Origin of the sequence: Arthrobacter cryoconiti, assembly GCF_020905375.1 — a bacterium.
Lineage (GTDB): Bacteria > Actinomycetota > Actinomycetes > Actinomycetales > Micrococcaceae > Specibacter > Specibacter cryoconiti.
This window is the reverse complement of the sequence record NZ_JAJJBU010000019.1, coordinates 109508-134488: the sequence shown is the minus strand read 5'-3', so window position 1 is coordinate 134488 and position 24981 is coordinate 109508. Positions and strand designations below refer to the sequence as shown.

The window sequence follows — 24981 nt, the reverse complement described above, 5'->3', positions numbered from 1 at the left end:
GCGCGTACGGCGCGAGAGTGGAAGATTCCCCAAACAGTGTTGCGGACGGCGCGCCCTAACGATGGTACTTGGACGCTCAAGGATCGCATCATGGCGCTGGCGCTGACCGCGTATGAGGACGGGCTGTGTTCTGGTTGCGGACTGCATTACAGCGTCACTCATGGGGACCATAACCTGGGGCGGCATATCGCGGACACGGACAACATTTGTCACGGCTGCGAACCACTAGACACGCTCCGTGAAGACAAGAACCGGGACACCTACCCAGGGCAGAAAATAACCCTTGTGGAAGCTGATGGGTTCTAGCGACGCTCAGCCGCTTGTCTCATACGGATCATCCATCCGGAGACCATAAGCACCGCTGCCACTAAGAGAAATAAGACTGCTGCCGGAGATCCGAAGCTTCCACCAAGCATTGGCAGAACTAGTAGCAGCAATCCGATTACCCCCACGACGATGCCAGCTCCAGTTAGCGGGTGGCGTTTTGTCGCGCTCTTTTTTGTAGGTTCCATCCACTGATTCAACCATAAATTTCATATCTTGGAGGTCCCACATGGCGGAACGCAGCGTAGTCGTCAGACTCCGGGCCGAGATAGGTAACTTCCGCAGTGATATGGCGGCAGCTGCCGCGGCTGCGACAGCGACCGGTACGGCAACCGCTGGGGCTGGCCGGACCATTGTTGGTGCGATGACGCAGGCGCAGGATGCCGCGGCGACAACTCGTAAAGAGCTATTCGACATTGGTAAGGCTGCGCAGGAATCGGCACAGGGATTTGGGCTCAGCTACAACGCGGCGGGGCGCCTGACAGATCAGTTTGGGAACGTCGCAACGGAGGCTCACGCGGCGGAGCTAGGCCTTGCAACGGCCAGTGATGCCACTCAAGAGTACGCGGCTCAGACTGCTGCCGCCGCCGCCGGAGCGGCACAGGCTACGGTTGCTTCCCGTTCTAGCATTGATTCTCTAATTGCTTCTGCTAGCGAGAATGAGGAGGCGTGGAGCACTGCTGGGACATCTCTACTTGCGTTCGGTGGTGCTGCGGTTGCTGGTGTTGGTTTGGCGATCCACAAGTTTGCAGAGTTCGACCAGGCAATGTCGGAGGTCCGTGCATCGACTCATGAGACTGCCGGCAATATGGATTTACTGCGTGAGGCGGCGATTGATGCAGGCGCTGACACGGCGTTCTCCGCAAAGGAGGCCGCGCAGGGTATCGATGAGCTAGCCAAGGCTGGCGTTTCCACGAAGGACATCCTCAACGGTGGCCTGACGGGGGCGCTCTCACTGGCCGCTGCAGGGTCCTTGGGTGTTGGTGAGTCCGCTGAAATTGCGGCCACAGCTCTAACTCAGTTCAAGCTTGCTGGTACTGATATTCCTCACGTTGCCGATCTTTTGGCTGCTGGTGCTGGTAAGGCTCAGGGCTCTGTCCAAGATATGGGCATGGCGCTCAAGCAGGCCGGGCTTGTGGCGTCACAGACCGGTCTCACTATCGAGGAAACAACTGGCGGGCTGGCCGCGTTCGCGTCTGCCGGACTCGTAGGGTCTGACGCTGGCACGTCTTTCAAGTCAATGTTGCAGCGTCTTACCCCGCAGTCCAAGGAAGCCCAAGCCAAAATGGATGAGCTGGGCATTTCGGCTTATGACGCTTCTGGCAAGTTTATTGGCCTGTCGGCATTTTCTGGTCAGCTACAGAACGCGATGAAGGGGCTTGATTCTGAGTCTCGCAACGCGGCACTTGGGGTCATCTTTGGATCTGATGCTGTGCGTGCCGCAAATGTTCTTTATGAGAAGGGCTCTACTGGTATCCAGGGGTGGATTGATGCTGTTGACGATGCTGGTTTCGCTGCTGCAACAGCGTCAATCAAGCAGGACAACCTTGCGGGCGATATTGAAAAGCTAGGTGGTTCTTTTGACACCGTCCTCATCAAGGGTGGTGAGGGTGCGGCACAGTCATTACGCGGGATTGTTCAGGGTGCCGAGGATCTTGTTGACTTGCTCGGTAAGGTCAAACCGGAAATGTTACAGCTCGGTGTTGGTCTGATTGGTACTGCTGGTGGGGCGGCCCTGCTTGGCGGGGCGTTCCTGACCATGCTCCCTAAAGTGTTGTCCGCTCGTGACGCTTTCAGGACTTTGCAAACCACTAATGGACCGCTTGCGTCTGGGCTTGGAAAGGTCGGTAAAGCTGCCGGCATCGCTACCGTCGCACTGCTGGCCCTTAGCGCTGCCGGTGCCATCTTTGGGGACAAAGAAGTAAAGACGGCATCCGATTATGCGAACGCAATTTTGCAGGTTGGTAGCGCTGGCAAGGCCGCGAAGTCATCAGACCTCGACAGTGTTTTTCAGGGGTGGGACAAGTTCGGCGGTAAGGAAACTGTTCAGAACATTGACAGTGTTTCAGCCGCAATTGATAAGCTCACAAACCATGGTTCGCAGGAGAACATAAACCAGTTCTTCGACGGCTTCACCGGGTTTCTTAACCTCCCAAAGAGTGAGCTTGGACAGATCGAGGAACGCCTAAAAGGCCTCGGTAGTGAACTCGGTAATCTTGCTAACAATGGTGGTGCTGCTGCTGCCGCGAAGTCTTTCAATCTACTCACCGAAGAATTCAAGAAGAACGGCCAAGGCGCACAGGATGCCCTTGACAAAATGCCAGCCTACAAGGAATCACTGCTGGGTGTAGCTCATGCTGCTGGCGTCGATCTGAATGCTGAGGAGCTTCTTGAGTTCGCTCAGGGTAAGATTCCGGCACGTCTTGCCGCTGCGCAAAAGTCTACGGAGAACGCTGCCGCGGCAACTGAGGAGGCGGCTAAGCAGACTGAGACACTATCTGCTGGCCTTGAAGAGATTGGCGTATCGGCACAGGGTGCGATCACTAATCTTGACACTTTCACGCAGTCACTCGTGGCGGCAGGATTACTTACGCTGTCATCAAGGGACGCTGCACGCGGGTACAACGAGACGCTGGATGCGTTCAGCGCGAGTTTGGCTAAAAATGGTCAGAATCTGGATATCACAACAAAGGCTGGCCGGGACAATGAAGCAGCCCTTGACGCTATCGCTAAGTCTGGAATTGCAGTTGCTGAATCGATAGCTAAAAACTCGGCATCATATGGCACTAATGCTGAAGCGCAAGCAGCAGTGCAAGACGCGCTAAAGAAAACATACACGGACCTTGTCAACGGATACACGGCAATGGGCAAGAGCTCCGAGGAAGCGGACGCGCTAACACGCGGAATTCTTCGCATCCCACCGGGCGTGAATATTGATACGTGGATGGCTGACACTGCACGTCAGAAGGCGGCAGATACTAAAGCTGCGATTGATGCGATCCCGAAAAAGACTGACATTTATGTCAACACGTTCGAGAACATAGTCAGGTCGATCAACGAAGAGACTCACATCTCTGAGGGGCGTGGCGGGCGTGGTGGCATGGACCCGGGGCGCTGGACTGGTGGCCTAGTCGGTTTCGCTGGTGGTGGCATTGTGCCTGGTGTTCCGCCGTCTAATCCTCGTGTGGATAACGTTTTTGCGCGGACACAGAACGGTTCGGCGTACAAGATCCGGTCCGGCGAGATGATCGTCAACGAGCAGGCTACGAAACAGAATTACCCGCTGCTCAAGGCGATCAATGACGGTACCTATCAGGCCCCATCAAAGTCACTTGCTGGCGGGTACGGGGTGGGCATGAGCCGGTCAGCGTACGCGCCAAGTGTTGGTGGTTCGGGTGCTTCCCAAGCGGTTGAGAACCATTTCCATTTTGATGTTTCGGCGCCGGTAGGGGTATCTCCAGAGGTAGCCGCCCGGTCCATGTTCGAAGTTGCGATGAGGGGGGCGCGTCGATGAGCTTTAGATTTTTTGAGCTTCCAGAGAGGTTCATTAGCGCCACGCTCGATGGCATGGTTTTTGGTCGTGAAGACTCTGATGCGTTGCTCAAGCTGGAAAGGTTTGATGGATGGTTCGGCACACCGGGCGTTAGGGCCGATAAAACAGATCGGCTATGGGGGCATGGAAGCTTCACCGAGAGGGGTTTGCGGGATTCGCGCCTCATCATTGCGGAGGGCAACGCCCGGTTTTCCAGCGAGCAAGCGGCGGTTGATGCTTATTACCGGCTGACATCAATGATTGCGGACGGTACGTTTGCGCAGATGTCTGTTGTTGACTCGCTCTTCGGGCTACAGACCGCTGATGTTCGACTCGCCAATGAGCTCTCCATTGAGTGGCTAACGTCCAGCATCTTCAAGTACCAAGTGCAGCTGTTCGCTGCTGATCCTCGTAAGTATGGTCAGGCGCTGACCGCGTCCACCGGGGTGAGTATCGATGGTGGCGGGCTAGATTATCCGTTGTACTCGCCCGGTGGTGCGCTTAGTTATGGTCCTGCTGGTACGCCCGGCACTTTGCAGCTGACCAATGTGGGGACTGCTGACACGCCCGTTGTCCATACCCTGACAGGTGACATGCCTTACGGGTTCACGATCACTGAGTTGGGGACACAACGCCGACTTGTTTACGCGGGCGCTGTAATCCCTGGCCAAGTGATTCGTCTCGACTCTGCGGACGGGTCAGTGATGCTCGACGGCGATAACGACCGTGGATCGGAGCTGGTCCGCCGCGATTGGGTACGGCTTGGTAAGGGCCAGACCGGGACGTGGCTTTTTGAGGCTCCCGGTTCTACTGGCGCGCTCTTGTCCACGGAGGTGGTCCCGGCATGGTGGTGAGCAACGGATTCCGGGTTTTCGTGGGTGATACGGTCACTGGGCTTATCAGTGCTGACCTTCCAGTGTCAGCGTCGGGGTGGGGGTTGCGCCTCAATGACGCTGGCCCCCTGTCGATAACCATTCCTGTCAGGTCTAGGGAAGTCGCACGTCTAAACGTCCGCGCTAACACTGCCCCTTTGAAGCAGTTTCTTGGCATCGCTTATGGTGACACGATCCTCGAAGCTGGGCCGGTTTGGAAGCGCGCTTACGACCCGGCTAAAGAGACTGTGCAAGTAACGGCAGCAGGTATGTGGTCAATTCTTGATGTCGTCAAAGCGCTCCCGTGGGTGGCACTTGCTAATAACCAGTCGCCGGCCGCTACGTCGTTGGATGTGGTGGGTAAGACGCTGGGCAGTATCGCTCGTGAGCTCGTTCGGATCAGTATTCAGACGAACCCGAAGAATCCGGGCCTACCAATTGTGCTTCCTGACGTGCTGGCGGGCATAAATGAGCGCCATTACAAGGGGTATACGTTGCCGTGGCTTGGCGAGCTCCTGAAAAACCTGACTGGTGTTCAGCGTGGCCCGGATATCCGCTTTCGTCCACGTTTCCGGGCTGATGATGCCCGCTATGTGGAATGGGTTATGGAGACCGGCACCGATACCGCACCGCTCCTGACGCAGGCTGGTCCTGATTGGGTGTGGGACGGCACGGTCGAAAAGTCTGGTGTTGTCGGCTTCGGGACAGTAGAGGACGCAACGAACATGGCCTCCCGTGCATGGCAGCCCGGTAACGGTTCAGCGGAGACTATGAAGCTTGCCTGGGCGCAAGACACTACCCTGATCGACACGGCCGGGTATCCGTGGACTGAGACTGATGCGGCTTCTAAGGACGTTGAGGATCAAAGCATTCTCCAATCCAACGCGGACGCCGATATTGCTGCTAACAGGTTCCCGGTAGAGGACTGGTCGGTGTCAGTCCGGGCCGATGCTCACCCAGGGCTGGGGTTGTACTTGCCCGGTGAGTGGGCGCAAGCGATCATTCCGGAGAATCATCCGATGCTGGATGCGGGCCGGGTCAGGGTTCGCATGATGTCCATCGACGGGGACCACACAGAGACAGTAAAGATTGGGCTTGCGCCGATCATTGGGAGGGCCTAAATGGATGATCTAGACGGCGTACCCAGGAATAGCCGGGAGCCCAACTCCATCACACGACTGATGAAGCTTGTAGCTTCGCTTCGGCGTGACATTCAGGTGCTCCAGCGCGCAGCACCCCAGCAGTCGATGTCTCTCACCGATGGGGGGAAAATTGATGTTGACGGCGGGGACATTACGGTCACGAATGAGGGCCAAGTCAACGTCGAAGGTAAGGGCCGCGATTGGCAGACCGGGGACCCGATTGAGATCGTCAGCTCGCTATCTAACCGGTGGGCAAGAAACACCTGGGTAGGGTTCGACTACCTGCAGCCGGGCCTCTATTTCAGCACTGGTGATTCAAAGGGTGCAAAGGACCCAAGAATTGTCAGTGAGCGTGGCCGGGAGATTACCAGCTTTTCAGCGACTGAGTTGTTGCGAAACGGCCCCCAGGTGGGGACCAATATAGTCGCATACTCAAACTCACGGGTGTCCCCCGACTCGGCGAGCATCGGTTCCGGGGCGTGGGACGACGCTTTGAACCCGGGGGGCGGCAACGGCTTACTCGGCAGGAAGGGAAACTCTTACGGGTACTTCACGCCAAGCCAGATGATCGTAGAGATCAACAATGAGGACTATGAGGACGTATCGCTCCCCGGGGGTGTGGCGGCTGGTATCTCGGGGACGCTGTCCGAGGGGATTCTGCACCTCAACGCTCGCAACGGCGTGGACGCTCAAGGCCCATTCACTGTGGATGGGCTTCCAGTCGGCGGTGCAGTCGATTCCGTGAATACAAAGACTGGCGTCGTGGTTCTGGTCAAGGGTGACCTCGGGCTCGGCAACGTAGACAACACATCCGACGTGAACAAGCCGATCAGCACGGCCACGAGTATTGCCCTAGCCGGTAAAACAAACACAGGACACACGCACACGATCGCCAACGTTACCGGGCTACAAGCAGCGCTGGACGCTAAGGCTGCGAAGCTTCGATACCGTCGTGTAGCTGGCACTTCGTTACCGGAGAGCCTAGGAACGAGTTACGTCAGTTTTGCTGCTGCAGTGACTGTCCCGGCAGATATTTTCGGGGTCGGGGTCCCATACCTCATTAGTGTTTTCGCGCAGCTTCAAGCTAATCCGACTTCAGGAAATCTGGTATCGATCCAGATCCTTGTCAACGGTTCGGTACCCGCGGGAGGTCAAGTCAACGGCGTATCAGGTCCAAACTTCGCCAACGTCACCGCTTCCGCTGACATCCCGGTCACCACGAGCACAGCAACCGTTATCGACCCACAAGCAACTTCACCCTTCGGGAGCACAACCATTGGGACGTCGGGTGCTGCTGCCCCTTTTTACACAATAAAAATCTCCCCATACACAGCTTTTTAGGAGGACCAAATGGCCCAGATTCAACTAATCATCAGCAATGACAACGGCACGTCGAGCACCGGGTGCGGATCCACGACAGACCAAAGCGTCATTACGGCAGCCATGGTCGTCATGGATGCTCTGACTGCTGCTGCTATCAACAGCTCCGGGGTGAAAGCATGAGCACAATAAATCGTGGCCCGGGAGTCGCGCTAGTCGGCATTATCGGCACCACACCGAAAGAACACCGCTTAGCCATTGCTGGCCAATACGCGGAGAACGCACCAGGGGTACCACGTTCCGGCCTACTAGTGACTGGTGCAGTAAATGTGGTGACCCCGAAAGCTGGCATGGGGTACGACATCATCCCGGTCCAATCGGTTATTAACCGTACGGTGGGCGAAGGCGTGTATACGCCAACGACTACCGGCAGCACTTCGGTGGCCACCGATAATGCGCCCGGTGCTGGTTCGCGGTGGGACCTGCTCTGGGTGAAGCAAAACGACGCCGCGAAAGGCGACACGGTACCGGCAGTTGGTGGGGTAGCAGATAACACGGCGATCTTCGGTGTCACTGTCGGAAGCGCTGCAGCATCACCGACTAAACCGATCGGTGATGTCCCTGCCGGTGCCTTGGTGATTGCTGAGGCTCAAATCTTCGCAGGGACTACAGGCACGAATCAGGCCCCGAGCACGATCACCCAAGTTTTCCCTATTACAGCCGCCCGGGGCGCACCACTACCAGTCCGGTCGGTAGCTGACCGGGCCACGATCACGGCGCCTGCTATCGGGCAGCAAGTACTCAGGCTTGACCTAGCTGGCATACCGGTGCAGATCTGGACGGGAACCAAATGGGGCGGCCCACCGAGAGGCCAGTTAGCCCAGGCGCTCAGTACTTTTGACACGTCGTTCGGGACAGCTCTAAATTTCATTGCCGAAGCGATACTCACAGTCGAGCCCAACCGATGGATCCAGATCACCGCACAGTCCGAGGGCCAGAGCAACACGGACGGGCTGGTTGCCGCCTACTTCCTCAAGGCCGGCGGTGCCTCTGGAAGCACTTTTGGGGATCAAATCAACGTCACTAACAAAAGTTACGCGAAGGCGGGTTTGGGGGATGGACTTATCGGGTTCTCTGGCCGGTATAACACCGGCGCTGGTGGGTCGGTCCGGTTCAGCTTGCAGGCAAAAACAGTCATAACAGCAGGTATCGTCTCTGCGGTCACGGGCGCGACGACACTAGTCGTCGATGATGTTGGCCCCGCCTGATGCGCTCAGGGACAGCCCCCGAGGCCAGACGCTTTCAACGGGTTTCCTAGGGAGGGCTAAATGTGGAATCTGCTAGCGCCTTCACTGGCATACTCGCGCAACTCGGATTTGCCGGGCTCACCCTCATTGGCATCATTGCTGGTCTCGGCTGGTACCTCAAAACTTCCAAAGACTTACGGGAGGAAAAACGGGGCGTCATCGCCTCACTTGAGCTCAAAATTAAAGACCGTGAAGCCGAGATCGAAAAGCTCATGTCTAGGAACACAGACCTCACTAGGGCACTTCTCGACTGCCAATTCCCCGGAAGATTGGACCCAGAATGAGTAAGGCTGAAAGGAGTAGAAATCTAAGCGTTCTAGTAGTCCTTGTGGGGATACTGCTTTTCTTTGGAGGCTTCTTCTTCAATTACTGGCAAACTTCCATCCAACGCGACGACGCCCAATCGTACGGGGCATCCCAAGCCCAGCAGAAGAAGGATAACGCGACACAGGTCTTCGCGCTTTGTGAATCCGGAAAAGTCGAAATGGATGCACAGGGCATCGCTACGTGCGAGAAAGCTGAGCAGGTTGCCCAGCAGCCCATCACGATCGAAGGCCCATCCGGACCGATTGGGCCACGCGGGCTGCCGGGTGTTGACGGGAAAGACTCTACAGTTCCGGGCCCGGCTGGCAAGGCAGGCAAGGACGGGGCAAGCGGCGCAAACGGTGCAGATTCCACTACTCCAGGCCCGCAAGGCGTAGCAGGTAAAGACGGCGCATCGATAGTTGGGCCACCGGGGCCAGCAGGGGGCGCAGGAAAAGATGGCGCGCCCGGCATTGACGGTGCTCCGGGAACGCCCGGAGTGAACGGAGTTGACGGCACCTCGCCAACCAGCTTCTCATTCGCCGGACCAACCGGGATCATGTACAGCTGCACACCAAATCCGCCCGGATCATCAACCTTCGTCTGCACCCGCACAGTAGCCCCGTAACAGGGGCTTTTCTTTTGCCCAAGGAGGGCTCATGCCGCAATACATTTGGCCGATCCCAGCATGGACCGGCATAAACCAACTATTCGGGGCCGACCCAGCCAGCCCCTACAACCCACCCGGAGGGCATACCGGAACCGACTTCGGCACACCCATTGGAACACCAATCCGAGCAATCGCTGACGGCATCGTTAAGCATGCGGGCTGGTTCCGCGGCGAATACTACGACAACCCCTGGCTGATCATGCCAACCTTCGGCGGCATCGTCGTTGTCATCGACCACGGGCCCATCATCTCCGTATACGCCCACCTCAACGACACCGGACTCAACATCGGCGACAGCGTACGTCAAGGCGACGTGATAGCCCACTCCGGCAACACCCGCTCAGAAGATGGTGGGACCTTCGGCCCGCACCTGCATTTCGAGATCCTGCCAGACGGCTGGTCCGTGAACAACGGCACCTATGGGCGCGTGGACCCGGCTATCTACTGCTCCGGTTACTGGGCTGGTCCAGTAGCAGAAACAAACATAAACCCGGAAAACATTGGCACAACAACACCCATCCAGGAGGATGACATGGCACTATCTGATGCTGACAAAGAATGGATCGGCAACAAATTCTACGAAGTCCTGCAAGACCCGGTAGTCGTTGAAGCCCAACGTAAACTCCTTTTTGGCGACACCACTTTGCGAAACATTCAAGGAACCATGAAACCGCAGCTCGATCAGATCCAGCTAAGCGTTGGGTTCCAAGAAAGCTTCGCAGTAAAAATGCTTCCAGAAATAGCCAAGTCCACCGGAAGCACTGTTGACCTTTCAGCAGTGAAGCAAGCATCACGCGCCGGAGCCGAAGAAGCACTCGCAGCAGGAGTCAAAGTTGACGCAACCGTGACCCTAGCTGGCGGCACCAAGTGATGGCCCGGCACATGGCCTTGTCCACGCAGGAACGCAACCCACGCAGCGCCTCAGTGCGTACAGCGTTCGCGGCAGCGGTTGCACTGTTCCCGCTGCTCAACGCCGTTCTCGCCGTCATCATCGAGACGCTACGCCCCTACGATGCGACAATCCCCGGCTGGGTATTCATCTGGCTAAACGGGGCACTAGTCGTCGTCACTGTGGCCATCGCACTCGTCACCCGCATCATGGCCATCCCCGGCGTCAACGACTGGCTACGCAAATACGCACCCTGGCTCTCACCCGAAGACAAAACCAAACCAGCGCCGCCGGCGGAGGCTGGGCTCACAGACTGGCACGACGCCTAACAAATAAAAAAAAGCGCCCCACCTCGTTATGAGGTGGGGCGCTTGAGGCTTTCTAGCAGAATGCCGGGGTGAAGGTCAGTGCATGTTGCTGAATCTCAGCCCCACTTTGTCCTTCGAGTGCACGTTCAAGTGCGTCATCTACGATGCCGGGAACTAGAGATTCTGCATCCAGTCCGTTGGGGCATTCGACGCTCAGCATGAAGGACAGGGTCCCCACATTTAGGTCGCTAGCGATGTCTACAGTATGAATTGCAATGTTGCTGGACAGGCTAGCAAAGATCCGGTCGACTTCAGCCTCGGTGATCGGTGATCCACCGACACGCTGGGCGGTAAGTTCTACTCCGTGAATGCTCATTTGTTCACTTTCTCCTCTGTGATTCCAAGAAGCTCTTGTATCCCCGTATGTTTGGCAAAGAACGCAAGTCGGGGACCAATCAGGGCTGACGTATAGGTAACTACGATCTGCCTTGGGCGTTCATTGTCTGGCCAATACTTGATTCCATCGTTATTAACCAATGTCCTCGGATACCAACCATTACGCTCAAGAGTTTCGAGCACTACAATTATGCGGGCATCAAGAGTGATGCCGACAGGGATCATGTCGCGAAAAGTGTTGGGTGCCACTCCACGAGTATTACACAAGGTAATTGTCATATCTACTCACGATGCCTATTCGTGATGAACTAGACAATGCCGCATAACAAGGCGTATGATCCAGCGCTCCACCATTCACACACCGGGTGGGCCGCTATTGTTGCGCATAGTGTCAGCCGACAAGCACGCTAATCAATCGAACACCTTCGGGCAGTGTCCGGCGCATGGCAGCGAACCCCGCAGCGTAGTCTTCGCAATCGAGGGTTGTGGTCTCGATGGCGCCGGTCTCGATGTTCTCGAGTGTTCCTGTGATGATCATGGATCTAGGATAGGCCAAGCTAAGACATATGTTCCATGTCGGACGGTGGCCGCATACTGTTCTAGTGAATAAATTCGATCCTGATAATTACGCGGTAATGATTGCTATCGTCGACGCTGAGAGCCGGCACCCGAAACCATCCGACGGGGACACCGTCCGCTTCCCAGCATGGGATCAGCCCTACGTGAAGGCCAGCAGAACCTATGGCCGCGCCGTCGCCTACACACGAACCTATGGGCTCATCTTTTGGCTGGACGACTCCAATGGAAAACACTTCGAGTGGTTCCCCGCAGACATGATCCAACGCGTCACCCGGGATGACTGGCACGGTCGCTGACAAAACACACCGCATCACCTATCGTTACAGCCATGGCGAGTTGGGACGTGTCGAGGCATCCGGAGTGGGACCTCATGTACGCTGCGGGCCTGACGTCGTCGGAGATAGCCGAGGCCTGCCATTCTCACCACAGCACCGTTCGTGAACACCTGCGCACACGAGAGACTTACGAGCCGGGAACCCGGGCCAAACACCAGGCAGCACTGTCGGCCCGTCCAGGACACTGGGCCAGCAGCACCTGGCACGACAGATTCGCGGAAGCCCGTATCTACCTCTCCGACTACGCATGCCTCCCGGAGCCCAGCAGCACCGGTACAGCTAAATCACTTTACGGATGGATCTCTGAGCAACGCCGAGAACTAAAGAGGGGAACGCTGTCCACCGAGAAGGCTGCAGCGCTTGCAGTACTCGGGGACTGGACTGAGCTCCCCCACCAGAAAGCTAAGGACGACCACTGGCGGCTACGTCTGGACCAACTAAGTGAGTTCACAGGCGCGCATGACCGCATGCCCCGCTGGGCACATCACGACAGCGAACACGAGCGCATCCTAGGTGTCTGGCTCCATGCACAAACTCAAGGCCGCGGCGAGAGGAAACTCGCGCAATGGCGACTCCAAGCGCTAGACGCAGCATTCCCTCATGGATGGCACAGCAGGATGTGACCCCAGGGAGTTTTCAGGGAGTTTCATTTCGTACTGATACGGCAAAACCATGTCAAACACGGCAAAGCTACGCGATCATCAAGCCGCCACAAAAAACATAAAACCCCGCCATTCCGCAGCTTGTGAGCCGCGGAATGGCGGGGTTTTCTTTCGTGGGCCCTACCGGGATCGAACCGATGACATCCACGGTGTAAACGTGGCGCTCTACCAGCTGAGCTAAAGGCCCATTCATTTGTTTAGACCACGAGCTTTTAGGCTTCTTGGGCTAACCAACGAAAAACTACTGTACCGGATATGTCGCCAATTACGCCAATCGTGCTGCTAGCGACTCGAAGAGAAACGTCAGCGATTCGCTAACTCCTGCCTCGACCTTTACCCACGCAAATTCATCTCCGCGGGTGCTACCTCGATTGACAATAACAACAGGCTTGCCAAGTTTGGCTGCCTTCCGGACAAACCGAAGGCCGCTCATCACGGTGAGAGACGATCCAGCCACCAAAAGCGCTCCCGCGGAATCAAGCATGTCAAAGGCTCGATCGACCCGATCCTTGGGAACGTTTTCGCCGAAAAAGACAAAGTCTGGTTTCAGCATTCCGCCACACTGCGGACAGCACGCCACCTTGAAAGAGCCAATAAGATCTTCATGCTCTAAATCCGCGTCCGCATCAGGCCCCATCGGGACTCCTCCTACTCCTGCCACGGCTTCAAAAAATCCAGGATTAATCTCTGCCAAGATCACAGCAATGAAGGCTCGTGAGTACACCTCCCCGCACTGCAGACAGGCCACCTTGTCAAAGCGCCCATGCAGGTCAACGACGTTCTTGGCACCTGCACCCTCGTGAAGACGATCCACATTCTGGGTGATCACCCCGGTCAAAAGCCCGGCATGTTCCATCGCAGCCACCGCAAAATGACCTATGTTCGGTTCAGCATGGCGCATGGTTGACCAACCGATATGGTTCCGGGCCCAGTAACGCTTCCGCAGGGATTCATCGCCCACAAATTCTTGGTAGGTAAGCGGATGGCGCACGGCCGCGTTAGGACCACGGTAATCAGGAATACCAGAGTCCGTGCTCAATCCAGCTCCCGTTAGCAGGACGAACGGCGCTCCACCCAAAGTAGGCAGCACGCTTCTTAGGACCTCCCTGTCGCGCTGACTCAGTGGGTGCGCCAGATTCGAAGGGTTTTGCACCAGTGCGCTCAGACCAATCCCGGGGCGGATCGGGTCATTGCCGACGTGTCCCCTCGCTGCGTCATCCATCGAAACACTCATGGCACTCTTTTCCGCGGGGCCCCACAGTCTTCTGGACCCTGCTGATCGTTGAGAACACCAGCCTAGCGTCCACACCGCAGCGCAGGCCCGACGACGGCGGGCGTCCGCACCGCACGCCCAAAGACAGCTCGTGTTCAAAGACAGTGCATGTTCAAAGACAGCTCACCTCTACACAGCAGAATTCATTCGATGAGTGCAATGACCTACGTCCTGCCAAACTTACGCTAAGAGTCTGGCGCCGTTCTTGCGCTACACGCCTTGCCCTACGAGTCTTGGGCTATAAGGCGGCCAGAGACTGTCGGTACCGCTCCAAAGAACGGGCTTGGCCCGTGGGCGTACTAAATGAATCCCGCACCACACCTGCACGGTCAAGAGCAAAAGTGCTCCTGCCGGCCATGCCAAGCTGCGCGTCAAAGACTCCGTAACGGGACGCCACTTCCCCATGCGGCCAGAAATCGGCCAACAGGTCAAACGTGAAGCCCTCGGCGCGGGCATAAGAACGCAGCGTATATTTGCTATCCACGGAGATGGCCAGCAGCCGCACCCCGCGCGCCTGAAAGTCAGCCAAATTCTCGCTCAACTGGCACAACTCGCCCGTGCATATCCCCGAAAACGCAAAGGGGTAGAAGACAAGCACTACCGGAGATCCTCGTAATCCGGACAACGAGATGGGCTCGCCAAACTGGTTGGCCAGTGAAAAGTCCGGGGCCACCTCGCCAAGTTTCACTCCCTGTGCAGGGCCAGCGTCGTCCGTGGCCGGAAAAAGCACTACTGGCGCTTGCGCGGAACCAAGCGAGTTGCTGCCCAATCGGCCGACACTCCCGAGGTGGTGGTGACGTGAAGGCCCGCAGTAGGAGCAGCCTCTTGAAGTTCCGCTGGAGAAACGTGTCCGTCACGACCCGATTTAGGCGTCAAGATCCAGACGGCGCCTCCCTCATCCAGAGAAGTCAGTGAATCAACCAAAGCATCCACCAAGTCTCCGTCTTCCTTGCGCCACCAAAGTATGACGGCGTCAACCACGTCATGGTCGGCCTCGTCAAACATCTGCGAACCAATAAGGTCCTCGATGCTCTCACGAAGCAAAAAGTCAACGTCGTCGTCGTATCCGAGTTCCTGGACAAGATCCTCGTCCTTGAACCCCAAAATGCCTGCCACCTTGGCTACAGTGCCGGCGTCGGCCTCGCTCACGTGATTCCTCCTGCGTTCAATGCTTTTGCGTTGGTTTACGATTTACCAGTCCCAGTCTAGGGGCTGTGCCCATATTGCCTCTACATAGCGACACAAGCAACACCGCGCCCTCCACGATCAACCCACGAGGTGATTTGTATTACGTCCCGCTGCGTCCATTCCCCAGGCATCTCTTATTAAGACGCAACAGCTACTCCGTCACGGCCCTGCTTCATCCGGGGGACCCAGCTACCTACAACGGGTAACGGCGGTCTAGAGTGTTTGTAAACGCCCACGGCTACAGCTCTGGGCGCCTCACACTGCTTTTAAGAGAGGTTGGACGTGGCTGCAGGAGATACTAACTCCCATATCCTGAGCGGGCTGACTAATCAGTTGCCTGATCGTGATCCGGAAGAGACTGCTGAATGGCTTGAGTCATTGGATGCGTTGATTTCAGAACGTGGTACCGAGCGTGCTGCGTTCATTATGCGTAGTCTGCTTCAGCGAGCTGGCGCGCAGAGTGTTGGCGTGCCCATGGTCACGACCACGGATTACGTGAACACGATTCCCGCCGATCAGGAACCCGATTTCCCTGGCGATGAGGAGATCGAGCGTAAGTACCGTGCTTGGTTACGGTGGAACGCTGCTGTCTTGGTACACAGGGCCCAACGCCCCGATATTGGGGTCGGTGGACATATTTCCACCTATGCCGGTGCCGCTACTTTGTACGAGGTCGGCTTCAATCACTTCTTCCGGGGTAAGGACCACGCCGGTGGCGGAGATCAGGTCTTCTTCCAGGGCCATGCCTCTCCCGGCATGTATGCCCGCGCGTTCTTAGAAGGACGCCTCTCCGAGGAAGACTTGGACGGATTCCGTCAGGAGAAATCCAAAGAGGGCCACGCGCTTTCCTCTTACCCGCACCCGCGCCTCATGCCGGAGTTCTGGGAATTCCCGACCGTTTCCATGGGTATTGGCCCGATGAATTCGATCTATCAGGCACAGTCCAACCGGTATCTGCATAACCGTGGCATCAAGGACACCTCTGATCAGCACGTCTGGGCATTTTTGGGCGATGGTGAAATGGACGAGCCCGAATCACGGGGCCTGCTTCAGCTCGCCGCGAACGATAAACTCGATAACCTCACTTTCGTTATCAACTGCAACCTCCAGCGCCTTGACGGGCCGGTCCGCGGCAACGGCAAGATCGTCCAGGAACTCGAAGCGTTCTTCCGTGGTGCCGGCTGGAACGTCATCAAGGTCCTGTGGGGTCGGGAGTGGGATGACTTGCTGGCCCGGGATACTGACCATTCCTTGGTGAAGGTCATGAATGACACCGTTGATGGTGATTACCAGACGTATAAGGCCGAATCTGGTGGGTTCGTGCGTGAGCACTTCTTCGGTCAAACCCCGCAGACGAAGGAACTCGCCGCTCATCTCACGGACGAGCAAGTCTGGAACTTGAAGCGTGGCGGCCACGATTACCACAAGGTTTACGCCGCTTATAAGGCTGCTGTGGAATTCAAGGGCAAGCCCACAGTCATCCTGGCTCACACCGTGAAGGGTTACGGACTCGGCACACACTTTGAGGCACGTAACTCCACCCATCAGATGAAAAAGCTGACGTTGCAGGACCTGAAGGACTTCCGCACCCACCTGCGCCTGCCCATCAGTGATGAAGTCCTGGAAGCGGACCCGTACCGTCCCCCGTACTACCACCCAGGGATGGATTCACCGGAAATCAAGTACCTCATGGAACGACGCCGGGAACTAGGCGGGTTCGTCCCTGAGCGCCGTAATAAACACACCGAGATCACCTTGCCCGGGGATAAAACCTACGAGGTCGCTAACCGTGGCTCGGGCAAGCAACACGCCGCCACGACCATGGCATTCGTGCGTCTACTCAAAGACTTAATGCGAGATAAGGACTTCGGCAAACGCATTGTCCCGATCATCCCCGACGAGGCACGCACCTTCGGCATCGACGCTTTCTTCCCGACCGCGAAGATTTACAACCCGAACGGGCAGAACTACCTCTCCGTAGACCGCGACCTCGTCCTGGCCTACAAAGAATCCATCTCCGGGCAGATCGTGCACGCCGGCATCAATGAAGCCGGTTCCGTCGCAGCGTTCACGGCCGCCGGTACCGCGTACGCCACCCACGGCGAGCCTTTGATCCCGATCTACGTCTTCTACTCCATGTTCGGCTTCCAACGCACAGGAGATTCCTTCTGGGCTGCCGGGGATCAGATGACGCGCGGTTTCATCATCGGAGCCACCGCGGGACGGACCACCCTCACCGGTGAAGGCCTCCAGCACGCCGACGGACATTCCCCGATCCTGGCTGCCACGAACGCAGCAGTCATCAGCTACGACCCTGCCTACGGGTACGAGATCGGGGTCATCGTTCGGGCCGGTCTTGAGCGCATGTACGGCAAGAACTCCACCGATCGCAACGTCATGTACTACATCACCGTGTACAACGAGCCGATCATTCAACCCAAAGCACCCGAATCCATGGACATCGAGGGCATCGAAAAGGGTATCTACCTACTCAAGAAAGCCGAAACCGGTGGCCCCAGAACCCAGCTTATGGCCTCGGGTGTTGCAGTGCCCTGGGCTCTGGAAGCACAACAGATCCTGGCCGATGAGTGGGGTGTGGCAGCCGATGTTTGGTCCGTGACTTCCTGGACCGAGCTACGCCGCGACGGCCTTGCCGCCGAAGAAGAAGCGTTCCTACACCCAGAAAACGATGCCCGTATCCCGTACATCACCGCTAAAATGGTGGACGCACACGGACCAGTCGTAGCCGTCACCGACTTCATGAAAGCCGTCCCGGACCAGATACGCCAATTCCTACCCAACGACTTCGCAACCCTAGGCGCAGACGGCTTCGGTTTCTCCGACACCCGAGCAGCCGCACGACGCTACTTCAAAATCGATTCACACTCCGTAGTAGTTCGCGCTTTGGAAATGCTCGCCAAAAACGGTGAAATCGACACCAACACACCCCGCGCAGCAATCGATAAATACGATCTACTCAACGTCAACGCAGGAACCACCGGCAACGCAGGCGGCGACAGCTAAAACACAAATAACGCAAACAAGATCGTCAACGGCTGTGGCCGGCGAAACCATCTGGTTTCGCCGGCCACAGCCGTAAGATCACTCACAGTCAACAGATCATCACAGCCTTCACCAGGAGGAAGCCATGTCAACGAAAAAGAGCGCCCACCCGAAGTGGCGCCTTCCATGAACGCTCGTGTGGCGGGGTTAGTAGATGCTGTCCGGACCCAGCTGTGGCCGATTCCACTCGCCGCCGTGATTCTGGCCTTAGGGTTAGGGACCGCATTGCCAGCCCTGGACACCGTGGTAGACACAGACTTACCAGAGTCAGTCTCCGGGCTCCTGTTCAGTGGTGGACCCGACGCGGCCAGAGCCGTCCTGCAGGCCATTGCCGGGTCCTTGATCACGGTGACATCTCTAACATTTTCACTCACCGTCGTGACGCTCCAGCTGGCCAGCAGCCAGTTCTCCCCGCGCGTATTACGCACTTTCGTTGCCGACCGCTTCGTCCACATCACGTTGGCACTTTTCATGTCCGGCTTTGCGTTTGCGCTAACAGTTCTGCGCAGCGTCCGCAGTGAGACCGGAAGTGATCCAGGTTTCGTACCGGAAATTTCGGTCACGTTGGCGTTCTTGTTGGCGATCGCCAGCATCCTAGGACTGGTCTTGTTCTTAGCCCACCTCACTCGCGAGATCCGCGCGGAGACTGTGATGCAGCGCGTCGCTGATGAGACGTTGGCAACTCTGAACCGCAATTTTCCCGCCGACGACGACGCATCCCGGCAGGCCCCTACCCCCCGCCACGACGCGTTCCAAGTGGAATCCGCCGTTACCGGATTTCTCACGTCAGTGGACCGCGGCGCGCTCTTGCGCGTAGCCATAGCGGAACAGGCCGTGCTCAGGGTAAATGCGCAGCCAGGTGACTCCCTGGTGAACGGTGTCCCCTTCGCGACTATCTGGACCTTGGATCCAAACCACATAATTGGACCCGAATCGTTGCAACGCTTAAACGATGGAATAAACAATGCGGTGTTTACTGGTAGCGAACGCACTAATGTTCAAGACGTCGCCTTCGGCTTCAGGCAGTTAGTGGACGTTGCTGCGCGGGCGCTCTCCCCCGGGGTCAACGACCCGACGACGGCCGTGCACGTGATGGGGCACATATCTGGCTTGCTGTGCCGCGTAGTGGAGTTGTCGCCGGGCACCAAGTGTCTGTGTGATGACCAAGGCGTGGTGCGAGTGATCCTGTCCATGCCGGGCATGGCGGATCTTTTGGATCTGGCGCTGGCCCAGCCACGGCTTTACGGGATGGGCGACCCCGCGGTTGCCAAGCGATTATTGTCCGTACTGGAGGAAGTATCGTGGTGCGACCGCACTGGTCTTTACCATGCGGAAATCCGAGCCCAAGCGCAAAAGATGGGCATGGCTGTAGAAACCGGCAACCACCTTCAGGAGGAACGCACAGAACTTCTGGCGCTAGTGCACAGGCTCAGCACGAATGAACCGCACCGCAGCCCATGAGGCAACCGCTTTTTTGTCGTTTTCGTACAAATGCGCGCCCTGGACACCAAAAGACATATCCTCGATAAATGGCACCGAAGAATTCCACTCCTGCGGCCCACAAGCCCACAGCCGCGCAAACGTCAATGGCGGCCGGCACCACGTCGGTTACTTTGGAGCGGCTGCGCGCCAACATTGGGCCGCTGTCCACCATGATGCTGCGAGAACTTGAAAAAACCCTCCCGTGGTATCGCCGCCTCAGTGCTGACGAGCGATCCTCTCTTGGCCTTGTGGCACAAAACGGGATTTCAGCATTCGTTTCCTGGTACGAGCACCCTTCGTCACCTAGCTGGGTCCTCTCCGATGTATTCGGCACAGCACCGACGGAACTGACCCGTTCGATCAGCCTCCAACGTGCCCTACAACTGATCCGGACTGTGGTCCAGGTAGTGGAGGACCGTGTTCCGGAGTTGGCGGATGCCCATGAACAAGTCGCCCTCCGTGAGGCTGTTCTGCGCTACTCGCGGGAAGTTGCCTTTGCGGCCGCTGATGTTTATGCCCGTGCAGCTGAAAACCGCGGGGCTTGGGACACCCGGTTGGAAGCCCTGGCAGTGGACGGCATATTGCGCGGAGAGAATACCGATGCGCTCCAGTCCCGCATGTCAGCTTTAGGCTGGAAGACACATAGCAAGTTCACCATCATGGTGGGCCCGGCCCCTTCCGAGACTGACGCCTCATTCTTGGCGACGTTGCGCCGGGCGGCCGCACGTTTCGCCGCAGATGTAATGGTTGGGATTCAGGGCGATCGACTGATCCTAGTGCTAGGCGAGGTGGCCAACCCCGAATCTGCCTATCATCGGCTGAGTGAATTGTTTGCCCCCGGCTCTGTTGTCTATGGGCCGCTAGCCCAGGACCTGGCTGGCGCAACAGCGTCAGCCAAAGCAGCATTTGCCGGCATGGCCGTTGTCCGAGGGTGGACAGCCGCGCCCCGGCCCGTCTCCGCCGACGATCTGTGGCCCGAACGAGTCATTGGCGGAGACGATTCCGCCCGCCGCGCACTGTTGACCAACATCTATCAACCCCTACTGGGAGCCTCCAACGGCCTGGTAGAAACACTGAATAGTTATCTCCAACACGGACACTCACTTGAGGCTGCGGCCCGGGACCTTTTTGTCCACTCCAACACCGTCAGGTACCGATTACGCCGTGTTTGCGACGTCACCGGTTGGGATCCGCTGGTCCCCCGAGAAGCTTTCGTCCTACAGACAGCACTCGTGGTGGGACGCCTCTCTGCTGCCGTGAAGCCAGCGCCTGATCGTCCAGTCCCACGCTCGACCTAACCGCGTTTTAGACGCTGCTCAACGGGCTCATACTGCCTGTCCCTGACAGCTGAAGGTGCTTGCCCCTGACACCCGACGGTGTTGGCGCAACACACACATATTGTAGACTTCCTACAAATCATCCACCTGAGCTTGGTGTGCGCAAACACCCTACAAAAGCTTATAAGTTTGGAAAGCTGGTTAATGTGCTTGCAATAGTCTGCCCTGGACAGGGTTCACAGTCTCCCGGCTTCCTCGCGCCCTGGTTAGAGCGCCCGGGCGTCGAAGCGAAACTCGCTGCGCTCAGCGAGGCAGCTGGCATCGACTTGATCGCCCACGGCACTACCTCCAGCGCCGAAACCATCAAGGACACGGCAGTGGCACAACCGCTGATCGTGGCTGCGGGCTTGATTACGGCTGAGGCCCTTCTGGACGTTCCCTTGGAGTCTTTGAACGTTGTCATGGCAGGCCACTCGGTGGGTGAGATCACCGCCGCCGCCCTGACGGGTACGCTCTCCAGCTCTGACGCCATGGCCTTCGTCAGGGAACGTGCCAACAGGATGGCGGACGCCGCCGCAGCGACGCCTACGGGTATGGCCGCCGTCGTCGGTGGGGATCCGGAAGAAGTCCTGGCAGCGATTGCCGCCGCGGGCTTGGCTCCGGCCAACATGAACTCCAAGGCTCAGACGGTAGCTGCTGGAACCCTGGAACAGATCGCCGCACTTGTCGCAGCTCCGCCGGCAAAAGCCCGCGTTATTCCGCTGCAGGTTGCCGGAGCTTTCCATACCCATCACATGAAACCGGCCGTCTCAGCGCTCACGGCCCTGGCACCGTCGCTTACTCCTCACACTCCCAAGGTGCCCCTGCTCTCCAACTACGACGGCGGCGTCGTCCGTTCCGGGGAAGCGGCACTTGAATCTCTCATTGCGCAGGTTTCACGTCCTGTCCGCTGGGATCTGTGCATGGAGACAATGACCGGCATGGGTGTGAGCGCACTCATTGAGCTCTCCCCGGCAGGTACATTGACCGGGCTGGCCAAGCGCGGCATGAGCGGGGTCGCGACCGTAGCCGTGAAGTCACCAGCTGATTTGGAATCTGCCAAGGAACTGCTGGCCGCCCACGCCCAGCGGGAAGAGGAAAACAAGTGAGTACACCCACATTGAAGCAGCATACGATCCGCAACGGCTCCCGTATCTGGGGTATTGGCGCCTACCGCCCTGACATCATCGTCACGAACGAGGATGTCTGCCAGTGGATAGATTCCTCTGACGAGTGGATCCAGCAGCGCACAGGCATCATCACCCGCCACCGCGCGCCACGTGAGGTGTCAGTGGTGGACATGGCAACTGGTGCCGGCGCCGAAGCCATCCGGCATGCAGGCATCGAGCCCTCCCAAATTGGAGCCGTGCTGGTCTCCACGGTCACCCACATGTACGCCACACCATCCGCAGCCGCTCTGGTTGCCGAGAATCTGGGTGCGTCACCGGCACCGGCCTACGACATCTCCGCAGCCTGCGCCGGTTATTGCTATGGGATTGCCCAAGCCGACGCTCTGGTCCGCGCCGGAACTGCAGAATACGTCCTAGTCATCGGCGTTGAGAAGCTCTCTGACGTCATCGACAACCACGAACGCACCATTTCCTTCCTCCTGGGCGACGGCGCAGGTGCTGTGGTGATCGGCCCATCCGACGAACCCGGCATCAGCCAGTCCGTCTGGGGCTCGGATGGCAGCAAGTGGGACACCATTGGCATGACCCATTCGCTAAGGGATGTTCGTGACTTTAGCGAACAGGCAATGAAGGGCGACGACGTCGCCCTGGCCGCTGCTGATGAAGCTCACGCGACCCTGTGGCCCACTCTGCGCCAAGATGGCCAAACTGTCTTCCGCTGGGCTGTATGGGAAATGGCGAAGATGGCCAAGAAAGCGCTTGAGCTCGCGGGTATCACCGCCGATGACCTGGGTGCTTTTGTGCCACACCAAGCCAATATGCGCATCATCGATGAACTCGCTAAGCAGCTCAAGCTCCCCTCCCATGTGGTGGTCGCCCGCGATATCGCAGATGCCGGGAACACGTCCGCAGCCTCCATTCCATTGGCAACACACCGTCTGCTGGCAGAGAATCCTGAGCTTTCCGGTAAACTCTCGCTTCAGATCGGCTTTGGTGCCGGACTGGTATTTGGTGCCCAAGTAGTGCGCCTCCCCTAGATTCAGACAACGCAGCAAACCATATGTGATGGTTTGCTCAATACCGCCTGAAAAGATCAAGTCCTTGATCGCAAATGAACAACATAGAGAAAAAGGAGCCGTCAATGGCTAGCAACGAAGAAATCCTGGCCGGCTTGGCCGAAATCGTCAACGAAGAGACCGGCCTGGCCCCTGAGGCTGTAGAGCTGGAGAAGTCCTTCACCGACGATCTGGACATCGATTCCATCTCCATGATGACCATCGTGGTCAACGCTGAAGAGAAGTTCGACGTCAAGATCCCTGACGAGGAAGTCAAAAACCTCAAGACCGTTGGCGACGCCGTCAACTTCATCGCCGGCGCACAGGCGTAGTTAGAAGCTGCACGAGCCCTCAGCAACGCATGTGCGTCACAGGGCCACCGCAGATAGCTGGCACCGTCGTGTGCCAGCTATCTGCGGTAGATCCAAAGTGTCCTGTACTTTATTCTTTTTAGAGAGTTGAACCATGGCCCGCAAAGTAGTGATCACTGGACTCGGAGCAACTACGCCGATCGGCGGCGACGTCCCAACCCTGTGGAAGAACGCCCTTAAGGGCGTCTCAGGTGTCCATACCCTGACCGATGAGTGGGTAGAAAAGTACGACATTCCGGTACATTTCGCTGCCAAGGTCAGCAATCTTGCTTCTGAGACTCTCAGCCGCGTAGAGGCCAAGAGGATGGATCCCTCAACTCAGTTCGCTGTGGTCGCAGCCCGCGAGGCCTGGAAGGATTCCGGTCTTGAAGAAGTGGACCACGACCGTCTGGCCGTGGCTTTCGCGACCGGCATTGGCGGCGTCTGGACGCTCCTGGATGCCTGGGACACCTTGCGTGAAAAGGGTCCGCGACGGGTCCTTCCGATGACTGTCCCTATGCTTATGCCTAACGGTCCCGCTGCTGCTGTCAGCCTCGACTTGGGTGCTCGAGCAGGAGCACATACACCCGTTTCAGCCTGCGCTTCCGGCACTGAGGCTATGCACATCGCTCTGGAGCTGATCCGATCCGGCAAGGCCGACGTCGTAGTTGCCGGTGGCGCTGAAGCTGCCATACATCCTCTTCCCATGGCAGCCTTTGCTGCCATGCAAGCACTGTCAAAACGCAATGACTCCCCCGAAACAGCATCACGTCCCTACGATCTGGACCGTGACGGCTTTGTCATGGGTGAAGGAGCTGGCGCGCTGGTCCTGGAGGCCGAGGAACATGCCTTGGCCCGCGGTGCCCGCATCTATGGTGAGCTCGCCGGGACCTCCGTCACGGCAGACGCCTATCACATCACCGCACCGGACCCAGAGGGCTTGGGCGCAACCCGGGCTCTGAAGGCTGCATTGTTTGACGCCCGCGCCCAAGCCGAAGACGTAGTCCACGTCAATGCTCACGCCACCTCCACTCCTGTGGGCGATCGCCCCGAGTCCATTGCTCTACGCGCAGCTCTAGGTGACCACGTGGACAATGTGTGCGTCTCTGCTACGAAGTCCCAGATGGGGCACTTGCTGGGCGCCTCAGGGGCCGTAGAGTCTGTTCTGACTGTTCTGGCCGTCTACCACCGATTGGCGCCGGTCACGATCAACTTGGAGCACCAAGATCCGAGCATCGAGCTGGACGTCGTGACGGGTACCCCGCGGGAACTTCCCGAGGGCCAAGTTTTGGCCTTGAACAATTCCTTCGGTTTTGGCGGGCACAATGCCGTTGTTGCCATCCGTAGCACTGGTCCCAAAGTAGAGATGGTCTAACCCAACCGACATTTTCCACACAAGAGGCGCCCACCATTTTTCAGGTGGGCGCCTCTTGTGTGCAGCTGTCATTCTCTTTTTGCGCTGTCATGTCTCACCCCTGTGTAGAC

The 24981-nt window shown here is 57.7% G+C and carries 26 protein-coding genes and 1 tRNA gene; 20 read left to right on the top strand and 7 right to left on the bottom strand.

Going from position 1 to position 24981, the window contains the following annotated elements; translation table 11 throughout:
* The first annotated feature begins 90 nt into the window (after positions 1-90).
* The 11 genes from LOH53_RS10670 (at position 91) to LOH53_RS10620 (ending at position 10688) form a co-directional block, all read left to right on the top strand.
* Positions 91-306, top strand: coding sequence for a hypothetical protein (locus tag LOH53_RS10670; protein ID WP_230067716.1), 216 nt, complete (start codon positions 91-93; stop codon positions 304-306).
* 247 nt (positions 307-553) lie between these two features.
* Positions 554-3838: a phage tail tape measure protein gene (locus tag LOH53_RS10665; protein ID WP_230067715.1), complete on the top strand. Its 3285-nt coding sequence runs from the start codon at positions 554-556 to the stop codon at positions 3836-3838.
* Positions 3835-4710 (top strand): hypothetical protein, encoded by an 876-nt coding sequence (locus tag LOH53_RS10660; RefSeq protein ID WP_230067714.1) that lies wholly within the window; start codon positions 3835-3837, stop codon positions 4708-4710. Before LOH53_RS10665 ends, LOH53_RS10660 begins: the two co-directional genes overlap by 4 nt.
* A gap of 176 nt (positions 4711-4886) precedes the next feature.
* Positions 4887-5849, top strand: a complete 963-nt coding sequence (locus LOH53_RS10655) for a hypothetical protein (protein ID WP_230067713.1) — start codon at positions 4887-4889, stop codon at positions 5847-5849.
* Positions 5850-7211, top strand: coding sequence for a phage tail fiber repeat family protein (locus tag LOH53_RS10650; RefSeq protein WP_230067712.1), 1362 nt, complete (start codon positions 5850-5852; stop codon positions 7209-7211).
* Between the two features lie 9 nt (positions 7212-7220).
* Positions 7221-7373, top strand: a complete 153-nt coding sequence (locus tag LOH53_RS10645; RefSeq protein ID WP_230067711.1) for a hypothetical protein — start codon at positions 7221-7223, stop codon at positions 7371-7373.
* Positions 7370-8458, top strand: a complete 1089-nt coding sequence (locus LOH53_RS10640) for a hypothetical protein (protein ID WP_230067710.1) — start codon at positions 7370-7372, stop codon at positions 8456-8458. The genes LOH53_RS10645 and LOH53_RS10640 overlap by 4 nt, the downstream gene beginning before the upstream one ends.
* A 62-nt stretch (positions 8459-8520) precedes the next feature.
* Positions 8521-8781 carry a hypothetical protein gene (locus LOH53_RS10635; RefSeq protein WP_230067709.1) on the top strand — a complete coding sequence of 87 codons (261 nt, stop codon included), beginning with the start codon at positions 8521-8523 and terminating at the stop codon, positions 8779-8781.
* Entirely contained in the window at positions 8778-9428 is a 651-nt protein-coding gene (locus LOH53_RS10630) for a hypothetical protein (RefSeq protein WP_230067708.1), read from the top strand. The genes LOH53_RS10635 and LOH53_RS10630 overlap by 4 nt, the downstream gene beginning before the upstream one ends.
* Positions 9429-9459: 31 nt before the next feature.
* On the top strand, positions 9460-10341 hold the full coding sequence (locus LOH53_RS10625) for a M23 family metallopeptidase (RefSeq protein WP_230067707.1): 882 nt from the start codon (positions 9460-9462) through the stop codon (positions 10339-10341).
* A gap of 11 nt (positions 10342-10352) precedes the next feature.
* Positions 10353-10688: a hypothetical protein gene (locus tag LOH53_RS10620; protein ID WP_230067706.1), complete on the top strand. Its 336-nt coding sequence runs from the start codon at positions 10353-10355 to the stop codon at positions 10686-10688.
* Between the two features lie 52 nt (positions 10689-10740).
* On the opposite strand, the gene LOH53_RS10615 is transcribed toward LOH53_RS10620, so the two are convergent.
* From LOH53_RS10615 to LOH53_RS10605, 3 genes are all read right to left on the bottom strand, one after another.
* Positions 10741-11043: a hypothetical protein gene (locus tag LOH53_RS10615; protein WP_230067705.1), complete on the bottom strand. Its 303-nt coding sequence runs from the start codon at positions 11041-11043 to the stop codon at positions 10741-10743.
* The gene (locus tag LOH53_RS10610; protein ID WP_230067704.1) at positions 11040-11312 is read right to left on the bottom strand and encodes a hypothetical protein; all 273 of its coding nucleotides are present in this window, start codon (positions 11310-11312) and stop codon (positions 11040-11042) included. The genes LOH53_RS10615 and LOH53_RS10610 overlap by 4 nt, the downstream gene beginning before the upstream one ends.
* A 142-nt stretch (positions 11313-11454) precedes the next feature.
* Positions 11455-11601 carry a hypothetical protein gene (locus LOH53_RS10605; protein WP_230067703.1) on the bottom strand — a complete coding sequence of 49 codons (147 nt, stop codon included), beginning with the start codon at positions 11599-11601 and terminating at the stop codon, positions 11455-11457.
* 64 nt (positions 11602-11665) lie between these two features.
* Here LOH53_RS10605 and LOH53_RS10600 point away from each other — a divergent pair, with 64 nt between their 5' ends.
* Both LOH53_RS10600 and LOH53_RS10595 read left to right on the top strand, forming a co-directional pair.
* Positions 11666-11938, top strand: a complete 273-nt coding sequence (locus LOH53_RS10600; RefSeq protein WP_230067702.1) for a hypothetical protein — start codon at positions 11666-11668, stop codon at positions 11936-11938.
* A 32-nt stretch (positions 11939-11970) separates the two neighbouring features.
* Complete coding sequence (locus LOH53_RS10595) at positions 11971-12600, top strand: helicase associated domain-containing protein (RefSeq protein WP_230067701.1); 630 nt, start codon at positions 11971-11973, stop codon at positions 12598-12600.
* A gap of 153 nt (positions 12601-12753) precedes the next feature.
* On the opposite strand, the gene LOH53_RS10590 is transcribed toward LOH53_RS10595, so the two are convergent.
* The 4 genes from LOH53_RS10590 to LOH53_RS10575 all read right to left on the bottom strand — a co-directional run bounded on the left by LOH53_RS10590 (position 12754) and on the right by LOH53_RS10575 (position 15061).
* Positions 12754-12826, bottom strand: a tRNA-Val gene (locus LOH53_RS10590).
* Between the two features lie 78 nt (positions 12827-12904).
* On the bottom strand, positions 12905-13873 hold the full coding sequence (locus tag LOH53_RS10585) for an NAD-dependent protein deacetylase (RefSeq protein WP_230067700.1): 969 nt from the start codon (positions 13871-13873) through the stop codon (positions 12905-12907).
* 277 nt (positions 13874-14150) lie between these two features.
* Positions 14151-14642, bottom strand: a complete 492-nt coding sequence (locus tag LOH53_RS10580; protein WP_230067785.1) for a peroxiredoxin — start codon at positions 14640-14642, stop codon at positions 14151-14153.
* Entirely contained in the window at positions 14642-15061 is a 420-nt protein-coding gene (locus tag LOH53_RS10575; protein ID WP_230067699.1) for a DUF3052 domain-containing protein, read from the bottom strand. The genes LOH53_RS10580 and LOH53_RS10575 overlap by 1 nt, the downstream gene beginning before the upstream one ends.
* 321 nt (positions 15062-15382) lie before the next feature.
* On the opposite strand from LOH53_RS10575, the gene aceE reads away from it, so the two are divergent.
* From aceE to fabF, 7 genes are all read left to right on the top strand, one after another.
* Complete coding sequence (aceE, locus tag LOH53_RS10570) at positions 15383-18124, top strand: pyruvate dehydrogenase (acetyl-transferring), homodimeric type (protein ID WP_230067698.1); 2742 nt, start codon at positions 15383-15385, stop codon at positions 18122-18124.
* A gap of 165 nt (positions 18125-18289) precedes the next feature.
* Positions 18290-19624, top strand: a complete 1335-nt coding sequence (locus LOH53_RS10565; protein WP_230067697.1) for a DUF2254 domain-containing protein — start codon at positions 18290-18292, stop codon at positions 19622-19624.
* A gap of 68 nt (positions 19625-19692) precedes the next feature.
* Complete coding sequence (locus tag LOH53_RS10560; protein WP_376991363.1) at positions 19693-20943, top strand: PucR family transcriptional regulator; 1251 nt, start codon at positions 19693-19695, stop codon at positions 20941-20943.
* A 185-nt stretch (positions 20944-21128) separates the two neighbouring features.
* On the top strand, positions 21129-22070 hold the full coding sequence (locus LOH53_RS10555) for an ACP S-malonyltransferase (RefSeq protein WP_230067696.1): 942 nt from the start codon (positions 21129-21131) through the stop codon (positions 22068-22070).
* A complete protein-coding gene (locus LOH53_RS10550; RefSeq protein WP_230067695.1) occupies positions 22067-23128 on the top strand; it encodes a beta-ketoacyl-ACP synthase III in 1062 nt (353 codons plus the stop codon). Before LOH53_RS10555 ends, LOH53_RS10550 begins: the two co-directional genes overlap by 4 nt.
* Positions 23129-23232: 104 nt before the next feature.
* Positions 23233-23478: an acyl carrier protein gene (locus LOH53_RS10545; protein WP_230067694.1), complete on the top strand. Its 246-nt coding sequence runs from the start codon at positions 23233-23235 to the stop codon at positions 23476-23478.
* A gap of 133 nt (positions 23479-23611) precedes the next feature.
* Positions 23612-24871 carry a beta-ketoacyl-ACP synthase II gene (gene fabF / locus LOH53_RS10540; RefSeq protein WP_230067693.1) on the top strand — a complete coding sequence of 420 codons (1260 nt, stop codon included), beginning with the start codon at positions 23612-23614 and terminating at the stop codon, positions 24869-24871.
* Positions 24872-24981: the final 110 nt, after the last annotated feature.

Excerpts from the sequence above, each read along its gene's own strand:
- LOH53_RS10670 (WP_230067716.1), top strand. The coding sequence starts at position 91 with ATGGCGCTGGCGCTGACCGCGTATGAGGACGGGCTGTGTTCTGGTTGC.
- LOH53_RS10665 (WP_230067715.1), top strand. The coding sequence starts at position 554 with ATGGCGGAACGCAGCGTAGTCGTCAGACTCCGGGCCGAGATAGGTAAC.
- LOH53_RS10660 (WP_230067714.1), top strand. The coding sequence starts at position 3,835 with ATGAGCTTTAGATTTTTTGAGCTTCCAGAGAGGTTCATTAGCGCCACG.
- LOH53_RS10650 (WP_230067712.1), top strand. The coding sequence starts at position 5,850 with ATGGATGATCTAGACGGCGTACCCAGGAATAGCCGGGAGCCCAACTCC.
- LOH53_RS10645 (WP_230067711.1), top strand. The coding sequence starts at position 7,221 with ATGGCCCAGATTCAACTAATCATCAGCAATGACAACGGCACGTCGAGC.
- LOH53_RS10640 (WP_230067710.1), top strand. The coding sequence starts at position 7,370 with ATGAGCACAATAAATCGTGGCCCGGGAGTCGCGCTAGTCGGCATTATC.
- LOH53_RS10630 (WP_230067708.1), top strand. The coding sequence starts at position 8,778 with ATGAGTAAGGCTGAAAGGAGTAGAAATCTAAGCGTTCTAGTAGTCCTT.
- LOH53_RS10625 (WP_230067707.1), top strand. The coding sequence starts at position 9,460 with ATGCCGCAATACATTTGGCCGATCCCAGCATGGACCGGCATAAACCAA.
- LOH53_RS10620 (WP_230067706.1), top strand. The coding sequence starts at position 10,353 with ATGGCCTTGTCCACGCAGGAACGCAACCCACGCAGCGCCTCAGTGCGT.
- LOH53_RS10615 (WP_230067705.1), bottom strand. The coding sequence starts at position 11,043 with ATGAGCATTCACGGAGTAGAACTTACCGCCCAGCGTGTCGGTGGATCA.
- LOH53_RS10605 (WP_230067703.1), bottom strand. The coding sequence starts at position 11,601 with ATGATCATCACAGGAACACTCGAGAACATCGAGACCGGCGCCATCGAG.
- LOH53_RS10595 (WP_230067701.1), top strand. The coding sequence starts at position 11,971 with ATGGCGAGTTGGGACGTGTCGAGGCATCCGGAGTGGGACCTCATGTAC.
- LOH53_RS10585 (WP_230067700.1), bottom strand. The coding sequence starts at position 13,873 with ATGAGTGTTTCGATGGATGACGCAGCGAGGGGACACGTCGGCAATGAC.
- LOH53_RS10565 (WP_230067697.1), top strand. The coding sequence starts at position 18,290 with ATGAACGCTCGTGTGGCGGGGTTAGTAGATGCTGTCCGGACCCAGCTG.
- LOH53_RS10560 (WP_376991363.1), top strand. The coding sequence starts at position 19,693 with ATGGCACCGAAGAATTCCACTCCTGCGGCCCACAAGCCCACAGCCGCG.
- LOH53_RS10545 (WP_230067694.1), top strand. The coding sequence starts at position 23,233 with ATGGCTAGCAACGAAGAAATCCTGGCCGGCTTGGCCGAAATCGTCAAC.
- fabF (WP_230067693.1), top strand. The coding sequence starts at position 23,612 with ATGGCCCGCAAAGTAGTGATCACTGGACTCGGAGCAACTACGCCGATC.